The following is a 17,761-nucleotide window of genomic DNA, read 5'->3' on the forward strand; positions in this document are numbered from 1 at the left end:
TCCGCCGGCTTTTTGGTTGGAGAACCCATGCGAGCCATCATTCTTGCGGCAGGCCTCGGCTTGCGCCTGCAACAACCGCCCGAGGCACAGTTCCCGAAGTGCCTGCTGCGCTTCGACGACGTGTCGCTGCTCGAGCGCCATCTGCGCGTGCTCGATGCCGCGGGCGTCGACGAAATCGTGCTCGGGCTCGGCTTCCAGGCCGGGAAGGTCGAGCAGGAATTGAAGCGCCTCGGCCGCCAGGCCGAGATCGTGATCAACGAACGCTACGACCTCGGCAGCGTGCTGACCGTGCATACCGTCGCCGACGCGATGACGCGCGGCGGCGACGTGCTGCTGATGGACGCCGACGTGCTGTATGACGAGAACATCCTGCACGCGCTGGTGGCCGATGCCGACAAGGCGGTCGATCGCCTGTTGATCGACCGCGACTTCGAGGCCGGCGACGAACCCGTCAAGCTGTGCCTGAAGAACGGCGTGCCGGTCGAGCTGCGCAAGCAGCTCGCGGTCGACCTCGAATACGACACGATCGGCGAATCGGTCGGCTTCTTCCGCTTCACCGAAGGCACCGCGCGCCGCCTCGCGACGATCGTCGCGGGCTACGTCGACAGCGGCCGCGCGAACATGCCCCACGAGGAAGCCGTGCGCGACCTGCTGCTCGAAGGCGGTCATTCGTTCGACGTCGCCGACGTCACCGGCTCGCCGTGGATCGAGATCGACTTCCCGAACGACGTCGCCCGCGCCACCCAAGAAATCCTCCCCCTGATTCAACGCACCACCGCAGGAGTCGCACGATGAACGCACGCGAACCCAACTTCACCGAATCGCGCAGCGCACGCCTGCGCCGCATGCTCGTCAGCAGCGACCTCGAATTCCTGATGGAAGCGCACAACGGCCTGTCCGCACGGATCGTCCGCGAGGCCGGCTTCAAGGGCATCTGGGCATCGGGCCTCGCAATCTCCGCGCAGTTCGGCGTGCGCGACAACAACGAAGCGAGCTGGACGCAGGTCGTCGACGTGCTCGAATTCATGGCCGACGCGAGCGACCTGCCGATCCTGCTCGACGGCGACACCGGCTACGGCAACTTCAACAACGTGCGCCGCCTCGTGAAGAAGCTCGAGCAGCGCGGCATCGCCGGCGTCTGTATCGAGGACAAGCAGTTCCCGAAGACCAACAGCTTCATCGGCGGCGAGCGCCAGCCGCTCGCGGAAATCGACGAATTCTGCGGCAAGATCAAGGCCGGCAAGGATTCGCAGACCGATCCCGACTTCTCGATCGTCGCGCGTGTCGAAGCGCTGATCGCAGGCTGGGGGATGGACGAGGCACTGCGTCGCGCGAACGCGTACGCGGAAGCCGGCGCCGACGCGATCCTGATCCACAGCAAGCTGTCGCGCCCAGACGAGATCCTGCAGTTCGCGCGCGAATGGAGCGGCAAGGCGCCGCTCGTGATCGTGCCGACCAAGTACTACAGCACGCCGACCGACGTGTTCCGCCAGGCCGGCATCAGCACCGTGATCTGGGCGAACCACCTGATCCGCGCGTCGGCATCCGCGATGCAGGCGACCGCGCGCGAGATCCACGAGAGCGAAACGCTGATCAACGTCGAGGACCGCGTGGCATCGGTCAACGAGATCTTCCGCCTGCAGGACGCCGACGAGTACTCGGCGGCCGAGCGCATCTACCTGTCGTCGTCGTCGCGCGCGTCGAACGCGGCGATCGTGCTCGCCGCGAGCCGCGGCAAGGGCCTCGAAGCCGTGACCGAAGACAAGCCGAAGGTCATGCTGCCGGTCGCCGGCAAGCCGCTGCTGCGCTGGCTCGTCGACGGCTTCAAGACGCACGGCGTGAACGACATCACCGTGGTCGGCGGCTACCGCGCCGACGCGATCGACACGTCGGGCATCAAGCTCGTGGTCAACGAGCGCCATGCGCAAACGGGCGAACTCGCATCGCTCGCATGCGCGGCCGAACGCCTGACCGGCGACACCGTGATCTCGTACGGCGACCTGCTGTTCCGCAGCTACATCGTGCGCGACCTCGCGGAGAGCGAGGCCGAGTTCAGCGTGGTGGTCGATTCGTCGCTGACGGAAACCAACCAGAGCGTGCGCGATTTCGCGCTGTGCTCGGCGGCGGACGATCGCGGCCTGTTCGGCCAGAAAACCTACCTGCAACGTGTATCGAGCGACGTCGCCACGGGCACGCCGCACGGCCGCTGGATCGGCCTGCTGAACGTGCGCGGTGCCGGTGTCGAGCGCCTGAAGGCGATGCTCGCGACGCTGCAGGCGCGCGACGATTTCGACACGCTCGACATCCCGTCGCTGCTCAACGAACTGATCGCCGCCGGCGAGAAGATCGAGGTGCAGTACGTGCACGGCCACTGGCGCGGTGTGAACGATCTCGAAGACTTCCGCCGCGCGGGCGACTTCGCGCACGGCCAGACGCCGCTGTCCGAACCGGGCACCGGCAACGGGGGCGCGCAATGATCGAAGCGGCACAGTTCGTCGAGGCCGCGCGCGAGCGCGGTTTCGACTGGTACGCGGGTGTGCCCTGCTCGTACCTGACGCCGTTCATCAATTACGTGCTGCAGGACCCGACGCTGAATTACGTGTCGGCCGCGAACGAAGGCGACGCGGTCGCGCTGATCGCGGGCGCGACGCTCGGCGGCAAGCGCGGCATCGCGATGATGCAGAACTCGGGGCTCGGCAACGCGGTGAGCCCGCTCACGTCGCTGACCTGGACGTTCCGCCTGCCGCAGTTGCTGATCGTCACGTGGCGCGGCCAGCCGGGTGTATCCGACGAGCCGCAGCACGCGCTGATGGGCCCGATCACGCCCGCGATGCTCGACACGATGGAGATCCCGTGGGAGACGTTCCCGACCGACCCCGAACAGGTCGGCCCGGCACTCGACCGCGCGATCGCGCACATGGACGCGACGGGCCGCCCGTACGCGCTCGTGATGCAGAAAGGCAGCGTCGCGCCGTATGAGCTGAAGGCGAACCCGGCCGCCAGGCCGCGCACGCATGTCGTCGCGCAATCGTCGTCGCGCGCCGCGTCGGCCGAAGCCTGGCCGAGCCGCCAGGACGCGCTGCAGCGCGTGATCGCGCACACGCCGGTCGATTCGACCGTCGTGCTCGCATCGACCGGCTTCTGCGGCCGCGAACTCTACGCGATCGACGATCGCCCGAACCAGTTGTACATGGTCGGTTCGATGGGCTGCGTGACGCCGCTCGCGCTCGGCCTCGCGCTCGCGCGACCCGACCTGAAGGTCGTTGCGGTCGACGGCGACGGCGCCGCGCTGATGCGCATGGGCGCGTTCGCGACGCTCGGCGCCTACGGCCCGGCGAACCTCACGCACGTACTGCTCGACAACGGCGCGCACGAATCGACGGGCGGCCAGGCAACGGTGTCGCAGCACGTGTCGTTCGCGGGTGTCGCGGCGGCGTGCGGCTACGCGTCGGCGGTCGAAGGCGACACGCTCGACGTGCTCGATACGGCGCTGGCCGGGTCAAGCGACGGTGCGCAGTTCGTGCGCCTGGCGATCCGCACCGGCGTGCCCGACGGCCTGCCCCGCCCGACCGTCACGCCGGTCGAGGTCAAGACCCGTCTGATGCGGCACATCGGCGCCGCGCAGACCGAAGCCCACGTTGAAGGAGCCCATTGATGCTGCTGCTGAACCCCGGCCCGGTCACGCTCACCGAACGCGTGCGCCGCAGCCTGCTGCAACCTGACCTGTGCCATCGCGAAAGCGAATTCTTCGACCTGCAGGACGAAGCACGTGCGCGCCTCGTTGCCGCGTACGAGCTCGATCCGGCCGAATGGACCGCCGCGCTGATGACGGGTTCGGGCACGGCCGCCGTGGAAAGCATGATCGCGGCCCTCGTGCCGCAGGACGGCAAGCTGCTGGTGATCGAGAACGGCGTGTACGGCGAGCGGATCACGCAGATCGCGACGCAGTACGGGATCGCGCATGAGGTGCTGAAGCATGAGTGGATGCAGGCGCCCGATCTCGCGCAGATCGCCGCACGGCTCGATGCGGGCGGGTACTCGCATGTCGCCGTGATTCATCACGAGACGACGACGGGCCGGCTGAACGATCTCGGCGCGATTGCCGGGGTGTGCCGTGCGCGTGGTGTGAAGATGCTCGTCGATGGCGTCAGCAGCTTCGGCGCGGAAGCGATCGACTTCGCCGGCGGTGACATCGACGCGGTTGCCGCGACCGCGAACAAGTGCCTGCACGGCGTGCCGGGCGCGGCGTTCGTGATCGTGCGGCGCAGCGCGCTCGCGAAGGCTGCAAGCCGCACTTACTACCTCGATCTCGGTCGCCTGGCAAAGCTGCAGGATCAGCGCAATACGCCGTTCACGCCTTCCGTGCATGCGTATTACGCGCTCGTCGAGGCGCTGCGCGAGTTTGATGAGGCTGGCGGCTGGCGTGCGCGTCATGCGCATTACAAGGCGCTCGCCGATCAAGCGCAGGCCGGGCTGGCGGCGCGCGGGATGCCGCTCGTGCTGCCGGAAGGCGAATCGTCGGTCGTGCTGCGCGCGTACCGGCTGCCGCAGGGTGTGACGTACGAGACGTTGCATGACGGCTTGAAGGCGCGTGGTTTCGTGATCTACGCGGGGCAAGGCGGGCTGTCGAAGGAACTGTTCCGGATTTCGACGATGGGAGCGATTCAGGCGGCTGATGTCGATCGGTTGCTGGAAGGGTTCACGGCGCTGACGCGGTAAGTGTCGCTCGTACCTTCGTCCATGAAAGGCCCTTCTCGGAAGGGCCTTTTTTATTCTTTGCGGATTTTTCGGAAACTCTGGGTGGCTGAGTCCGCCACCACTCTCAGTCACTCGACATGATCGAGTCGTTCGTTGACAATCGGCTTTTACAAAATTGGCCGCGCTTGTTTAAAGCAAGCCAACGATATGTGCTTCAGTCGGCGCTGTCGACCATGATCGACGCCAGAATTACTCCGATCGCCACATGAATGAAAAAACAGCAGTGGGAGCAAGAATGCATATCCACGCATCGGCATCCGGCCGTCGTTGCGCAGCGCTCGGGGTCGCCATGGCGCTGACATTTTCGTGGTTCACCTCTGCACAGGCACAGAGTTGCGCACCTGACAGCGTGGCGCCCGAGTGCTTGCTGCAGCGTAGTCAAGACGAATTTCAGCAAGCGGATGACGAGTTGAACCGCACTTACCAAAAGGTTTTGAAGTCGATGTCTCGGCCGCGTGACGAGTACGTCAACTATCCGGCACTCAAGACGAAATTCGTCGAGGCTCAGCGTCAATGGGTCCGCTTTCTCGATAAAGAGTGTACCGCTTGGTATCTGATAAACGAGGCAGGCGCGGATCGTAATCTTGATCTACTGACTTGCGAAATCGACAGAACACGTGATCGTACGCGTGAATTGAACGCGTGGCTCAAGCAATTGAGCCATGATTAGCGAAGCGCCAGATGAAGACGGCATCACCAGGTCGGCGGATATTAGAGAGAGAGTTTCGCTTAACGAACAAAAAAGCGCCGTCCGCGACGCCCCGAAAGCGATGCATCTGCCGTCACCATCTCGTTGATTGGACAGGATCGTTTATTCGATGAGTTTTTTGCAAAATCGAGAACTTGTGGATGCCCTGACCTCGCTGCCGGAGCGGCAGCTGGTCGAAGTGATCGCGTTGGCGTTGGAGGCACGCGAAGCCCAAGTAGGACGTCCGGAATGGCAGTCGGCCAAACTCGTGCTCGCGGAGGTTCACCGATTCAATGAGGCGTCCGCGACGCCCTCGCCCTGGGCGCTTCTTGTGCTCGCGCGGCCTCAATATCCCGGGGAATTTGTCGACGAGGGGCACGGGCCGAGCCAGGAGGGAACTTGCTGCGGACTCACGCTCGTCAGCTACGCCAAACGTATCGTTTGTCCCGTTTGCGGCAAACCAGCGACTGCAACCTAAGTGAGCCGCCAGGTGTCGACTTCGGTCGTTCAGGTCGCGATTCGTATGCCAGCACCCGGGCAGCTACCCGGCCGGGCATATCGGGCAGTTTTCCGCCGGGAGCAGTCGTTTGACCAAATCGTTGGAAGGTCATTCGAGAGTCTGTTTTCACACCGGTCGCAGACGCTACAGAGGACGCGTTGTGGCGCCTATGCCGCGGATATATCTTTTGGCAAGGCTACGAAGGGTTAGATTCAGGTATGGCGGTCTTGAAAACTCGCAGTCTGCAATTCGAGCACTTGAGCCAGGATGGATGCTCAACCTGGCTCGTGTTGGCTACGTTCCATGAAATCCCGCCATGTGTTTGCGGGACCTGTTGCTTGAGCTGAGCGACTGCCTCAAAGGCGCACGCGCGGTAAAAATCCGACCTCGAAGCGGAGGATTGTCCGCCGACGTTCTGTCAAAATACCCGCTTGATCCTCCTGACCGACCGCGGAATGGAACTCAGACAACTACGCTATTTCCTCAGCGTCGTGGAACATGGAAGCATGGGCAAGGCAGCGCTGGAACTCGGCGTGGTGACCTCGGCATTGAGTCAGCAGATCAGCCGTCTCGAAGGCGAACTGTCCACGCGTCTGCTGCAACGCACCTCGTCGGGCGTCGTCCCGACCGACGCAGGTTTGGCGTTCTGGCGTCAGGCGCAACTCGCGCTGCGTCATATCGACGACGCCGCGCTTGCTGCACGCTCGGCCCGCCTGTCGGGCCATGTCAGCGTCGGCATGGCGCCGAGCACGGCGAGCGTGATGGGGGTCGCATTCATGCAGGCCATGCGCGCGCGCTATCCCGACGTACGGCTGCACATGGTCGAAAGTCTCTCCGGCTATCTGGCGTCCATGTTGAGCGCGCGTCAGATCGATCTCGCCGTGCTGTTCCGCGAGGAGTCCGCGCAACGCTGGAGCGTGATGCCGCTGCTGGACGAGCGGCTGTTCCTGATCGGCGCGGGCGATCTCGATGGCATGCCGACGAGCGCATCCGTCCGGCTGAAAAATCTCGGCAGGCTTCCGCTGATTCTCCCCAGCGGCACACACGGGCTGCGTTCGCTGCTGTTGTCCGCATTCAGGCGCGCCGAGTACGAGCCGAACATCGTCGCCGAAGTCGACGGCCTCGCGCTCCTGATGGACTTCGTCCGCGCCGGCATCGGCGCGACGATACAGCCGGGCGCGGCGCTCGCAAGGCCCGAGAACGTGATACTGACGAGCGTGCCCGTCGCCGAGAAATACGCCACGCGGCCCAACATGCTCGCCAGCATCTCCGATGACGAACTGTCTCCCGCCGGTCTCGCCGCGCGCGTGGTGCTGGCCGATGTCGCTCGTCAACTGGTGCGGGAAGGCCGCTGGCCCGGCGCACGGCTGCGGGAACCTCAGCCTTCACAAAAAGTGAACACCCGTTGACGGCTGGCTGGTAGCGGCGCGGACACGAGGCCTTTACGATTTGCCCAAAAGGAGGCAAGTCTGATGGTCGATGTGCTCGTAATCGGAGGAGGCAATGCCGCGCTGTGTGCCGCATTGATGGCGCGCGAAGCGGGCGCCTCGGTCCTGCTTCTCGAATCCGCGCCGCGCGAATGGCGCGGCGGCAACTCGCAACACACGCGCAATCTGCGCTGCATGCACGATGAGCCCCAGGACGTTCTCGTCGAGGCCTATCCAGAAGAGGAATTCTGGCAGGACCTGTTGAAAGTCACCGGCGGCATCACGAACGAGCATCTCGCGCGGCTGACGATCCGCGCGTCGTCGTCGTGCCGGCCGTGGATGCGGAAACACGGCGTGCGCTTCCAGCCGCCGCTGTCCGGTGCGCTGCACGTGGCACGCACCAATGCATTCTTCATGGGCGGCGGCAAGGCGCTCGTCAACGCGTATTACCGCAGCGCCGAAGCACTCGGCGTCGATATCCGCTATGAAACGCCCGTCGATTCGCTTGAACTCGACGGCAGCCGCTTCATCGCAGCGCGCAGCGGCCGCCAGCGCTTCGAGGCGCGCGCCTGCGTGCTGGCGGCAGGCGGCTTTGAATCAAATCGCGAATGGCTGCGCGAAGCGTGGGGGCAAAACGAGCGCGGCGAATGGCCCGCCGACAACTTCCTGATTCGCGGCACGCGCTTCAACCAGGGCGTGCTCATCAAGCATATGGCCGACGTCGGTGCCGACATGATCGGCGACCCGTCGCAGTCGCATTGCGTCGCCATCGATGCACGCGCCCCACTGTATGACGGCGGCATCTGCACGCGCATCGACTGCGTGTCGCTGGGCGTCGTGGTGAATCGTGACGCCGAGCGCTTCTACGACGAAGGCGAGGATTTCTGGCCGAAGCGCTATGCAATCTGGGGACGGCTCGTTGCGCATCAGCCGGGGCAGATCGGCTATTCGATCATCGACTCGAAAGCAATCGGCCGCTTCATGCCGCCGGTGTTTCCGGGCGAAAAGGCCGACACGCTGCCGGAACTCGCGCGCAAGCTCGGGCTGCCGGAAGCACGCTTCATGGAAACGCTCACGCGCTACAACAATTCGTGCCGCGACGGCACCTTCGATCACACCGCACTCGACGACTGCCACACCGAAGGGCTCGAGCCGCCCAAGACGCATTGGGCGCGTCGCATCGAGACGCCGCCGTTCTACGGTTATGCGTTGCGGCCAGGCATCACGTTCACGTATCTCGGACTGAAGACCAACGACCGCGCGCAGGTTCACTTCGGCGGCACCGCCAGTGAGAACCTGTTCGTGGCCGGCGAAATGATGGCCGGCAACGTTCTCGGCAAGGGCTATACAGCGGGCGTCGGCATGTCGATCGGCACGGCCTTCGGGCGCATTGCCGGGACGCAGGCCGCGCGCGCCGCACTCAAAACAACGGAGGCAACCCGTGCAGCAGTCTGACCCGCTCGCGCCCGAACACACGCGCACGGCCTTTTCGGTCGATACGAAAAAAACGCCACGCGACAGCATGGCGCGCGTGATTCCCATTGTGCCGATGAGCGCCAGCGAAACCGAAGTCGCTCGGCAGATGCAGATCTGCAACGCCTGCCGCTACTGCGAGGGCTTCTGCGCCGTGTTCCCTGCCATGACGCGCCGTCTGGAATTCGGCAAATCGGACGTCAACTATCTGGCGAATCTCTGCCACAACTGCGGAGCGTGCTATCACGCGTGCCAATACGCGCCGCCGCACGAGTTCGGCGTGAACGTGCCGAAAGCGATGGCAGAAGTCCGGCTCGAAACCTACACCGAGTACGCGTTTCCCGCGTCGTTCGGCGCGCTGTACAAGCGCAACGGCTTGACTGTGTCGGTCGCGCTGGCGGCCGGACTCGCGCTGTTTCTGCTGCTCGGTACGGCATTGCACGGCGGATTGTCCGGCGATGTCGCGCCCGCGAACTTCTACGCGATCTTCCCGCACAACCTGCTCGCGGCGATGTTCGGCATCGTTTTCCTGTTCGCCATTCTCGCGCTCGGTATGGGCGTCACGCGCTTCTGGCGCGACGTGTCGGCAGGAACGGCGAGCGCGAGCGCGCCGGCCGTCGCGGAAGCGGCCAGGAATGCGCTGACGCTCAAGTACCTGGACGGCGGCCACGGCGACGGCTGCAACGAAGAGAACGATACGTTCACGCTGGCGCGGCGCCGTTTCCATCACCTGACGTTCTACGGCTTCATTCTGTGCTTTGCGGCGACCGCCGTCGCGACGCTCTATCACTACGCCTTCGGTCTGGAAGCGCCGTATTCGTTTCTGAGCGTGCCGGTGCTGCTGGGAACCGCAGGCGGCATCGGACTGATTGCGGGGCCGGCGGGACTGCTGTGGCTGAACCTGAAACGCGTTCCGGAGCGCGGCGATGCCCGTCAGCGTCCGATGGACCGCGGCTTCATCGCGCTCCTGCTTCTGACGAGCACATCCGGTCTCGCGCTGCTCGCACTCCGCACGACCTCGGCGATGCCGTCGCTGCTCGCCATTCATCTCGGCATCGTGATGGCGCTGTTCGCCACGCTGCCTTACGGCAAGTTCGCGCACGGCATCTTCCGATCGGCGGCGCTGCTCAAATCGTCGATCGAGAAGCGTCAACGCAACACACTGAGCCTCGGTTCGGATTAGCCAGTTACCCGGGTGCGCGTTGCGCGCCCATCACTATAGACAAGAAGCAGGAGACGCAATGAACCGTACCGAACCGATCGCCGCTACGCCCGGCGTTTCGCGCACGACAAGGGCCGCCGCCGTGTTGCGTGTGACGAGCGGCAATTTCATCGAACAGTTCGATTTCTTTCTGTTCGGTTTCTACGCAACATCGATCTCGAAGATCTTCTTTCCGTCTACCAGCGAGTTCGCCTCGCTGATGCTCACCTTCGCCGTGTTCGGCGCGGGCTTTCTGATGCGTCCGCTCGGTGCGATCTTTCTCGGCGCGTATATCGACAAGGTCGGACGGCGCACCGGGCTGATCGTTACGCTGTCGATCATGGCGAGCGGCACCATTCTGATTGCCTGTGTGCCCGGGTACGCGACCATCGGCCTGCTCGCGCCGGCGCTCGTGCTGCTCGGGCGTCTGTTGCAGGGTTTTTCCGCAGGAGCCGAACTCGGCGGCGTATCCGTCTATCTTGCGGAAATGGCAACGCCCGGCAACAAAGGTTTCTACACGAGCTGGCAGTCGGCGAGCCAGCAGGTGGCCATCGTCGTGGCGGCGGCCATCGGTTACAGTCTGAACGAGTGGTTGTCCGCACAGCAGATCGCCGCATGGGGCTGGCGCGTGCCGTTCTTTATCGGCTGTGCGATCGTGCCGTTCCTGTTCGTGTTGCGCCGCTCGCTGCAGGAGACCACAGCGTTCGAAGCGCGGCGGCATCATCCGCAGGCACGCGAAATTTTTGCGATGCTGCTCGGCAACTGGCGCACCGTGATCGGCGGCATGCTGCTGACGGCCATGACCACCACCACCTTCTATCTCATCACGGTCTATACACCGACCTTCGGCAAGTCGGTACTGAAGCTGTCCACCTCGGACAGCTTGATCGTGACGCTGCTTGTGGCTGCATCGAATTTCATCTGGCTTCCGATCGGCGGCACGATCTCCGACCGCATCGGCCGCAAGCCGTTGCTGCTCGCCATTTCCGTACTGGCGATCTTCACGGCTTATCCGGCGCTGTCCTGGCTTGCCGATGCGCCGAGCTTTGCGCGCATGCTGATCGTGCTGCTGTGGTTCTCGTTCTTCTTCGGCATGTATAACGGCGCGATGGTCGCCGCGCTCACCGAAGTGATGCCGGTCGAAGTGCGTGTCGCGGGTTTCTCGCTGGCGTTCAGTCTCGCGACGGCGCTGTTCGGCGGCTTTACGCCGGCGGTATCGACGTATCTGATTCAGGTTCTGCACGACAAGGCCGCACCCGGCTACTGGCTGAGCTTCGCCGCGCTCTGCGGCTTGTGCGCGACGCTCGGGCTGTACCGTCGCCGCGCGGACAGCAACGCGTCGGCGGCATCGTCGGCCTGATTGCGATTGCATCGGCGCGAGTCGGTCACCCCGGCTTCGCGCCGGACTTTCGTTTTTCCAGCGGCGGCAAGAACGGGCGACGCGGTCCAGCTCGCGCAGCAACACAGGCCACTTCGTCTTGCCGTAAGAGCGGCGTCGGTCAAACGTCCGAATCACTGCTCTCATACTGATGCGGTGGGCTATTTCTGAGGGTCCAGTGTTTGTCCTTCAACGGCGCTGGTTCGAATATGCCGATGTCTTCGAGCACGGCCGCCAGGCGGCTCGCATTCGGCGGGTTTTTTCGGGTCGCCTCAAAGTAAGCGGTACCCAGGCCGAAAGGCACTGTTTTCTCACGGACGCCCGTCGCGCTATTGGACAACGGAAACGGGCCCGTGCCGAAATAGGCTGCCAGTCTCCGAAGGGTTTCGTCAATTTCGGAATGCGGAAAACGGATGACGCTCCCACCACCCGGTTTCCGGGTATCGATGGCATCCTGCCCGAGGCGATACTCAAATTGACGCCCTCGCTTCCGCGTCTCACATTCAATCCATTCATACGCCTCTCCGACCGTCGGCCCCCGGGTCTGTGGGCCGACGGGTTCGTGCCGCCGCGTCGCTCTGCCCCCTGCGTCGCTGTCGCCGCCCAGGTCATAGCCGACCATGAATAATGCTGCCTCCAGGGCGCGCAGACGCCGCGTTCTGGATTCGATCCGCGTCACGAATGCACTGCTGCGTGTGCATTCGTGATCGGCAATTGCCGTCAGCAGCCAACTCGCGAGCATGTTCCATTTTGCGTAGACTCGCCCGCTGGCCAGCCGGGGGAAAGTCAATCGAGCTTGACCCGCACAGCGCTCGGGCGGGCTTATTGCGTTCGGTGCGCTTTTGGCCGGCGCCCACGCAAGGCCCAGCCCTTCCGGCACCTCCGTCAAGCTCTGCGCCTGGCAGAACTGCACGACCGCTCGCCCCAGCGCAGCCGCCACGCGGCTGTCATAGATTACGAAGTCGTCGCATACCAGTGAATAGACCTTGCTCATACCCGACGTGAAGCGCAAATCCCCGTCTGCAAGCAACGGATTCTCCGTGTCGCCCGCGTTGATCGCGTCACGCGTTCTGCTGATGATGTGACACAGCTCGTTTTTATGGTCGTTGAGCCATTTCCTGTTGCCGTTCGTGACACCACCCCAAATCATCACACCGATCGCCGCGCGGTGAACACGCTCGTTGTTGACGACGGCCAACCCCGCATTAAGTTCCTTTTGCAGTGTCTCGAGCGCATGCAGGCTCGAATCGAACGAACTGCCGGCAGGAATGCCATACCCGGACAGGTCGCCATACGTCCAGTGATAGCGCTCGTACGCATCAAACAGGTTTTCACAGGCCCAGTGCGTCCCGGGACGGCGTGATGTATACGCATGCTTAAAGGTGTCGTCGTCCAGACGCCTACTCATCCACGTCACGAATTCCGCGACTTGCCCCCGGATGTAATCGTTTTGTTTCATCTTGTTGGTCCTGTTGAGTGGTGGCTGCCGCCGCCCACGGCGCAATTCGAGTGTGCAAAAAACCCATTCGGTAATAACGGCAGCGGATACGCGATCCTGAATACGTCATCGCGCAACGGTCCGCACGTCGTCGTCCACGTGAAAGGGCCTGCGCTACACTTGCGTTGCTTTCGGCGGAACGCAGAAAAATGACAATCCAGACTCACCTGCCAGCCATACTGCCCTACGTTGATGATCCGGAGGACAAGCAGCGATCGGCCTCCAGTTTGGCGATATCCATGCTCGAATTTGCGCACGTCTGAACGCGCAGTTGCCGCGCCGCAGTGTCCGCCGCGCGATGAGCAAGAAGCCGGACTACGTCGAGGACATGGGCCACACACAGGGCGCCCGCTGGTTCAAAGTCCGAGATACGGTCATGCTGCGCAGCGAGGAACGCATGCATGTCAACACCGTGATTGCCCTGTGCGCATTGCAGCGCGTTGCGGCACATCAGTTGCCGGACGTCGTCTTCGCAGAGCACAAGTTCGCGCAGGCCCGAGCGACGCTCGACCTCAGCACCGACGACCTTGCACGGCAAGGGAGGTCATGGGAAGCGAAGTTCATGAAGATCGAGAGCACACAGCCTTTGATTTTTCCGTCGATCGGCCCCGAAATCTATCGATGTCTGACGGACGCCCTGCTGCATGACAGGAAGGACCGCCATCCCATTCCCAAATAAAGGAAACCATGGAAGCCAGGCGCATATTTGAAGGCAAGACTCTGCCTACCGTGGAGCAGGGTGTTGGCATGATCTCGATCGACACCATTGAACGCCGGTGGGATCTTGTCCGCTGCGAACCGGAGACGAACCGCATGGTTTTAGTCTCCCGTTCCAGGAAAGTCGGGATCGTCGGCAAAATGGCCATCCGCGATGACGGGAAGTTCTGCCTTGTGTTTGAAATCTGGGCGACGATTGATCCCAATTTCGGTCTCTGCGAGATACAACAGTGGCATATCGATCGTTCCGCATATCAGGCACGCTTGGCCGAGCTGCAGCACGCACTCAAGGCCAACGGTTATTTGGCCTGTTCGCAGGCGAAGCTCAACGCTGTAGCCAGGCGGCTCAACGAACCGTCCGCGGGACGCTAGACTTCGATACACCGGCTGAGCGAGTTCATCAATTCGTTGCATCGACGGGTTGAATCCGCCGTCGGTAAGCGACATACACGACATAAATGAAGAACCTCTTTCCATCATGACCGTGAGAATCCTCCATTTCGCCCCGTTGCTGGCGCTCGCCGCCTCCCCCATCGTTCACGCCGCCGACAGCCAGCCTTGCGACGACGACACTGTCACTGCCGTCGCCCGCTGGGCTGGCGTCGCGAGCGCCCGCATCGCCACACGTGACGCGGATCGGCTCGTCGTCGCGGCGGCCTGCAAGGTCATGCCGAATGCGCCCGGAACGACGATCGCGGCCGTCGCGTTCGATTCGCTGCCGAAAAGCAGGAACCCGGACGAAAGCAGCAAGTTGCAGGTCGTCGCGCTCGTTGAAGGCGGCAAGGTTGTTGCGGCCGAAAAATCGCAAATCGAAGAAGATGCCGCGACGGAGGTCGGCGAGAACAGCTATCGCATCGACACGGCACCCTACCGGCTGTCGCCTGACGTGCGCGCGTTCGGCGTCGTATTCACGAGCAGCGCTCGCGGGGCGAGTTGCCCCGATGCAGACGCCAGCGACGAGTTGACGCTTTGGGTGCGCGAAGGCAACCGCATCCGTCCGGTGTTCGGCACCAATCTCTCCGGATGGGTCAGCGTCGAAGGTGAAGCCTGCGGCCCCGGCGTCGGCGACGCGACCAGCGAAGATGCCCGTATGACGATCGCCGTCGAGAAAACTTCGAGCCACGGCTTCGCAGACCTGTCGATCACCGCACACATCACCAAGTCGCAGCGCAAGGACCGCGAATACTCGGATACGGGCAAGCGCACCGCACGGACGACCGTCCACTACGACGGCAAGACCTACGGGATCGATATGTTCCGGAACTTCTGGTATTCGCCGGCCGCGATGAAGCGCTTCAAGTAAAACGACAGCGGGCCACCCCGCCCGCCTACTCCACCACCTTCGCCCCGATCGCCTCGCCCGACGCCGGCCTGAGCCGCGCTTCCTCCCGCCCCCGCCGCATCTCACGCGCCGTATACCGATCCTTCAGCCGCAGGAACGGTTTCTCGACAAGGAAATAACTGGCCGTCGCCGCCATCAGCGCCCACACGATCCCAAGCGGAAACGCATGCGCAACCGGCAGATCCGGATTCGCGAACGGCTGCTGCCACAGATAGAGGCTGAACGAGATCGTGCCGACGAACACGACAGGCTGCGCACGCAACCATCGCGCACACCAGAATTCGCTGCGGAAATTCAGCACGACGATCACGATCGCGATCAGCGCCGCCTCGAGCGTCACGCCGTACGTCGCATTCCAGAAGCCACCGAACCGGTGTTCGGCGAGCGGGCCGCCGATCAGCACGACCACGATGATCGCCGTCACGATGCGCGTCCCGCCGCGCCACGAGCGAATCCACGCTTCGAGCCGTTCGCGGTTGAGCGACGCATAACAACCGATCAGGATCGGATCGACGCCCGTGTGAAGCATCATCCCGAGCTGCCCGCGCAGCGCGGGCGCCACGAAGTACGTGACGGCGCGCACGAGCGGCACGACCAGGATCAGCGCGACCAGCCAGCGCGTACCGCCGCGGCGCATGCCGTACACGAACAGCAGCGGCCAGAACCAGTAGAACTGTTCCTCGAGCGCGAGCGACCAGAAATGGCCGAGATACCACGCACCGTCGGGATGCAACGTGTTGTCGCCGGTCAGCCCGAACCACGCCGAGTAGTTCCACAGGTGCAGCGCCGCATACAGCCACTGCCGGCGGTCGACGTCGAACCAGCCGGCGAAGGCCACGATCGCGACCGCCGCGAGATAGACATAGCAGGCCGGCCAGATCCGCAGCGCGCGACGCACGTAGAACGACGTCAGCGCGATGCCGCCCGTGCGCGCGAATTCGGCGCGCAACACGTTGGTGATCAGGAAGCCGCTGAGGACGAAGAAGATCAGCACACCGAGCCGGCCGTCGGCGATCAGTCGCAACGGCGCGTACCAGCCCGTGTAGCCGCCGGGCAGCACGTGCTCGGCGTGTCCGACCACGACCATCGCCACCGCGACGGCGCGCAATCCGGTCAACTGCGTGACGCGATGGTTCATCGGCTGGTTTCCGTCGGCACGGTGGATGGGCAGCAGACCGGCGCTGCCCCGCTTCGGCACGCCGATATGCCGCCGGGATTTTGTATGAAAAATATCCGAATGAAATTACTTCAAAAATCCCGCCCCCCCCCCAATACAAGCCGCCCCGGCTGGACGTCCGGGGCGGGCGGCGCAGCGCCGGCCGCCTGCTGCGGCGCAACGATCAACGGGACGCGGCAAGATCGCGGCGGCGCGTTCACCGGTCGGCTTTCTTCTCCAGCAGCCGGACGTTCTGCTGCGCGACCTGGAGATCCTGCAGCCGATCCACCAGTTCCGCGCAGCCCGTCTTGTCCATCTGGAACGGCGTGCCGCACATCGGGCAGCGGACCTCGCTGTTGCCGAGAAAATCCGCCAGCGACAACTTCACCCGCCCGCGCGTGCAGACCGGGCACATGAAACCCGGTGCGTCGTTCAGCATCTTCTCGCTCGTCTTCATGACTCCCTCCTGGAGTGATCGCCACCTTCGCCGGTGGCCTGGGTGCCCGCGCCGCCGACCTGGGTATTCATGCCCAGCAGCGCCAGCAGGTTGCCGATACCGGCGGGGATGCCGGCCTGCCCGACCTCGACCTTCGCGCCGATGTTCGCCTCGAGAAACGGCGACACGTCCTCGCGCGTCTGGCCGCCGGCCTCGGGCCGGCCGCGTGCGAGCATGGCGCTCCAGCGATACTGGCGCGGCGCGGCATCGTCCGCATCGCCGGGCAGCAGCGGGATCGCGCACGACGCCTTCACGCGCTCGGCAAGCAGCAGGCGCACGCCGAAATCGAATGTCGCGGTCTTCACTTCGAGCAGCGGCAGCGGGATCAATGACAGCACCGGAACCTGCACGCGGCGCCATTCGGTCTTGTCCTTGCCGAGCACCTGTTCATAGAAGAACGTGATCATCCGCAGTTCGCCGAAGTCGCTGTCGTCCAGCTCCCTCGGCTCGCAGCCGGTGGACGGCTTCCGCACGAAGCCGAACTCGCGGACGTACCGGACGAACTGGCGCGCGGCCATGAAGTCCGCCTCGATCACGGCCTCGATCGGCGCGGCGAACAGGTACTGCAGATCGACGACGGGGCTGATGGAATCGGTCATGGCATCACTCCGTGACAACCAGTTCGTCGCGCTCGCGGCCGCCTTCGCCGACGAGCACCCACTTGTAGTTGCGCAGCTTCGCGCGCAGCGTCAGCGTCTGCACGAATTCGGATGGAATACCCTGCAGCGCGGCCGGGTCCAGCGTCACCGCGAGCGACGGCACGCGTGCGGTCTCCGCCTGGATCCCGCGCTGCCGCTCGGCCGCCGCTTCGATCAGCCCGCGCAACGCGTCCCAGCTCGCGTCGACTGTCCCCTCGAACGACGTGTGTCCCGCATCCGCGCGCTCGTGCGCGTCGAACACGTCCGCCAGGCCGTCGTCCAGCGATGCGTGAAGCACGTCGAGCAGGCCCGCACGCAGCGCATCGCGCGTCGGCGGCGTGCCGCGCATGGCCTGCGTCAGTGCGTCGCCGAGCAACGCGTGCAGGTTGCCGCCCAGCTCGCGCACGACGCGGGACGAACGCAACGCGTCGATCCGGTCGTGCGCCGGATCGGCGCCCCCACCGGCCGCACCGCGCGCGCCGCGCACGCG

At 64.1% G+C, this 17,761-nt stretch carries 18 protein-coding genes; 13 read left to right on the forward strand and 5 right to left on the reverse strand.

Annotation, left to right across the window (positions count from 1 at the left end; translation table 11 throughout):
- Positions 1–27: 27 nt before the first annotated feature.
- From DPV74_RS18985 to DPV74_RS19030, 10 genes are all read left to right on the forward strand, one after another.
- Positions 28–795, forward strand: coding sequence for an NTP transferase domain-containing protein (locus tag DPV74_RS18985; RefSeq protein WP_027791322.1), 768 nt, complete (start codon positions 28–30; stop codon positions 793–795).
- On the forward strand, positions 792–2,477 hold the full coding sequence (aepX, locus tag DPV74_RS18990; RefSeq protein WP_021162084.1) for a phosphoenolpyruvate mutase: 1,686 nt from the start codon (positions 792–794) through the stop codon (positions 2,475–2,477). The genes DPV74_RS18985 and aepX overlap by 4 nt, the downstream gene beginning before the upstream one ends.
- Positions 2,474–3,655: a phosphonopyruvate decarboxylase gene (aepY, locus tag DPV74_RS18995; RefSeq protein WP_119337758.1), complete on the forward strand. Its 1,182-nt coding sequence runs from the start codon at positions 2,474–2,476 to the stop codon at positions 3,653–3,655. Before aepX ends, aepY begins: the two co-directional genes overlap by 4 nt.
- Complete coding sequence (locus DPV74_RS19000; protein ID WP_119337759.1) at positions 3,655–4,719, forward strand: 2-aminoethylphosphonate aminotransferase; 1,065 nt, start codon at positions 3,655–3,657, stop codon at positions 4,717–4,719. Before aepY ends, DPV74_RS19000 begins: the two co-directional genes overlap by 1 nt.
- A 244-nt stretch (positions 4,720–4,963) precedes the next feature.
- On the forward strand, positions 4,964–5,428 hold the full coding sequence (locus DPV74_RS19005; RefSeq protein WP_240439998.1) for a lysozyme inhibitor LprI family protein: 465 nt from the start codon (positions 4,964–4,966) through the stop codon (positions 5,426–5,428).
- A 148-nt stretch (positions 5,429–5,576) separates the two neighbouring features.
- Positions 5,577–5,924: a hypothetical protein gene (locus tag DPV74_RS19010; protein WP_162923086.1), complete on the forward strand. Its 348-nt coding sequence runs from the start codon at positions 5,577–5,579 to the stop codon at positions 5,922–5,924.
- Positions 5,925–6,400: 476 nt separating this feature from the next.
- On the forward strand, positions 6,401–7,354 hold the full coding sequence (locus DPV74_RS19015) for a LysR family transcriptional regulator (protein WP_059485101.1): 954 nt from the start codon (positions 6,401–6,403) through the stop codon (positions 7,352–7,354).
- Positions 7,355–7,417: 63 nt separating this feature from the next.
- Complete coding sequence (gene tcuA / locus DPV74_RS19020) at positions 7,418–8,827, forward strand: FAD-dependent tricarballylate dehydrogenase TcuA (RefSeq protein WP_119337760.1); 1,410 nt, start codon at positions 7,418–7,420, stop codon at positions 8,825–8,827.
- Positions 8,814–10,028: a tricarballylate utilization 4Fe-4S protein TcuB gene (tcuB, locus tag DPV74_RS19025; RefSeq protein WP_119337761.1), complete on the forward strand. Its 1,215-nt coding sequence runs from the start codon at positions 8,814–8,816 to the stop codon at positions 10,026–10,028. The genes tcuA and tcuB overlap by 14 nt, the downstream gene beginning before the upstream one ends.
- Before the next feature lie 58 nt (positions 10,029–10,086).
- On the forward strand, positions 10,087–11,406 hold the full coding sequence (locus DPV74_RS19030) for an MFS transporter (RefSeq protein WP_119337762.1): 1,320 nt from the start codon (positions 10,087–10,089) through the stop codon (positions 11,404–11,406).
- Between the two features lie 139 nt (positions 11,407–11,545).
- On the opposite strand, the gene DPV74_RS19035 is transcribed toward DPV74_RS19030, so the two are convergent.
- Positions 11,546–12,883: a hypothetical protein gene (locus DPV74_RS19035; protein ID WP_119337763.1), complete on the reverse strand. Its 1,338-nt coding sequence runs from the start codon at positions 12,881–12,883 to the stop codon at positions 11,546–11,548.
- Between the two features lie 337 nt (positions 12,884–13,220).
- On the opposite strand from DPV74_RS19035, the gene DPV74_RS19040 reads away from it, so the two are divergent.
- The 3 genes from DPV74_RS19040 (at position 13,221) to DPV74_RS19050 (ending at position 14,942) form a co-directional block, all read left to right on the forward strand.
- A complete protein-coding gene (locus DPV74_RS19040) occupies positions 13,221–13,601 on the forward strand; it encodes a hypothetical protein (protein ID WP_119337764.1) in 381 nt (126 codons plus the stop codon).
- 8 nt (positions 13,602–13,609) lie between these two features.
- Positions 13,610–14,011, forward strand: coding sequence for a hypothetical protein (locus DPV74_RS19045; RefSeq protein WP_119337765.1), 402 nt, complete (start codon positions 13,610–13,612; stop codon positions 14,009–14,011).
- A 112-nt stretch (positions 14,012–14,123) separates the two neighbouring features.
- Positions 14,124–14,942: a multidrug ABC transporter ATPase gene (locus DPV74_RS19050; protein WP_119337768.1), complete on the forward strand. Its 819-nt coding sequence runs from the start codon at positions 14,124–14,126 to the stop codon at positions 14,940–14,942.
- Between the two features lie 25 nt (positions 14,943–14,967).
- On the opposite strand, the gene DPV74_RS19055 is transcribed toward DPV74_RS19050, so the two are convergent.
- The 4 genes from DPV74_RS19055 to DPV74_RS19070 all read right to left on the reverse strand — a co-directional run.
- A complete protein-coding gene (locus DPV74_RS19055; protein WP_119337769.1) occupies positions 14,968–16,119 on the reverse strand; it encodes an acyltransferase in 1,152 nt (383 codons plus the stop codon).
- A gap of 235 nt (positions 16,120–16,354) precedes the next feature.
- Positions 16,355–16,594, reverse strand: coding sequence for a hypothetical protein (locus DPV74_RS19060; RefSeq protein WP_027791314.1), 240 nt, complete (start codon positions 16,592–16,594; stop codon positions 16,355–16,357).
- Entirely contained in the window at positions 16,591–17,232 is a 642-nt protein-coding gene (locus DPV74_RS19065) for a DUF2589 domain-containing protein (protein ID WP_059696478.1), read from the reverse strand. Before DPV74_RS19065 ends, DPV74_RS19060 begins: the two co-directional genes overlap by 4 nt.
- Positions 17,233–17,236: 4 nt before the next feature.
- A partial coding sequence (locus tag DPV74_RS19070; RefSeq protein WP_162923087.1) for a hypothetical protein occupies positions 17,237–17,761 on the reverse strand: 525 nt, incomplete at its 5' end.

Source organism: Burkholderia sp. HAN2018 (assembly GCF_024704855.1).
GTDB classification, from domain to species: domain Bacteria; phylum Pseudomonadota; class Gammaproteobacteria; order Burkholderiales; family Burkholderiaceae; genus Burkholderia; species Burkholderia cepacia.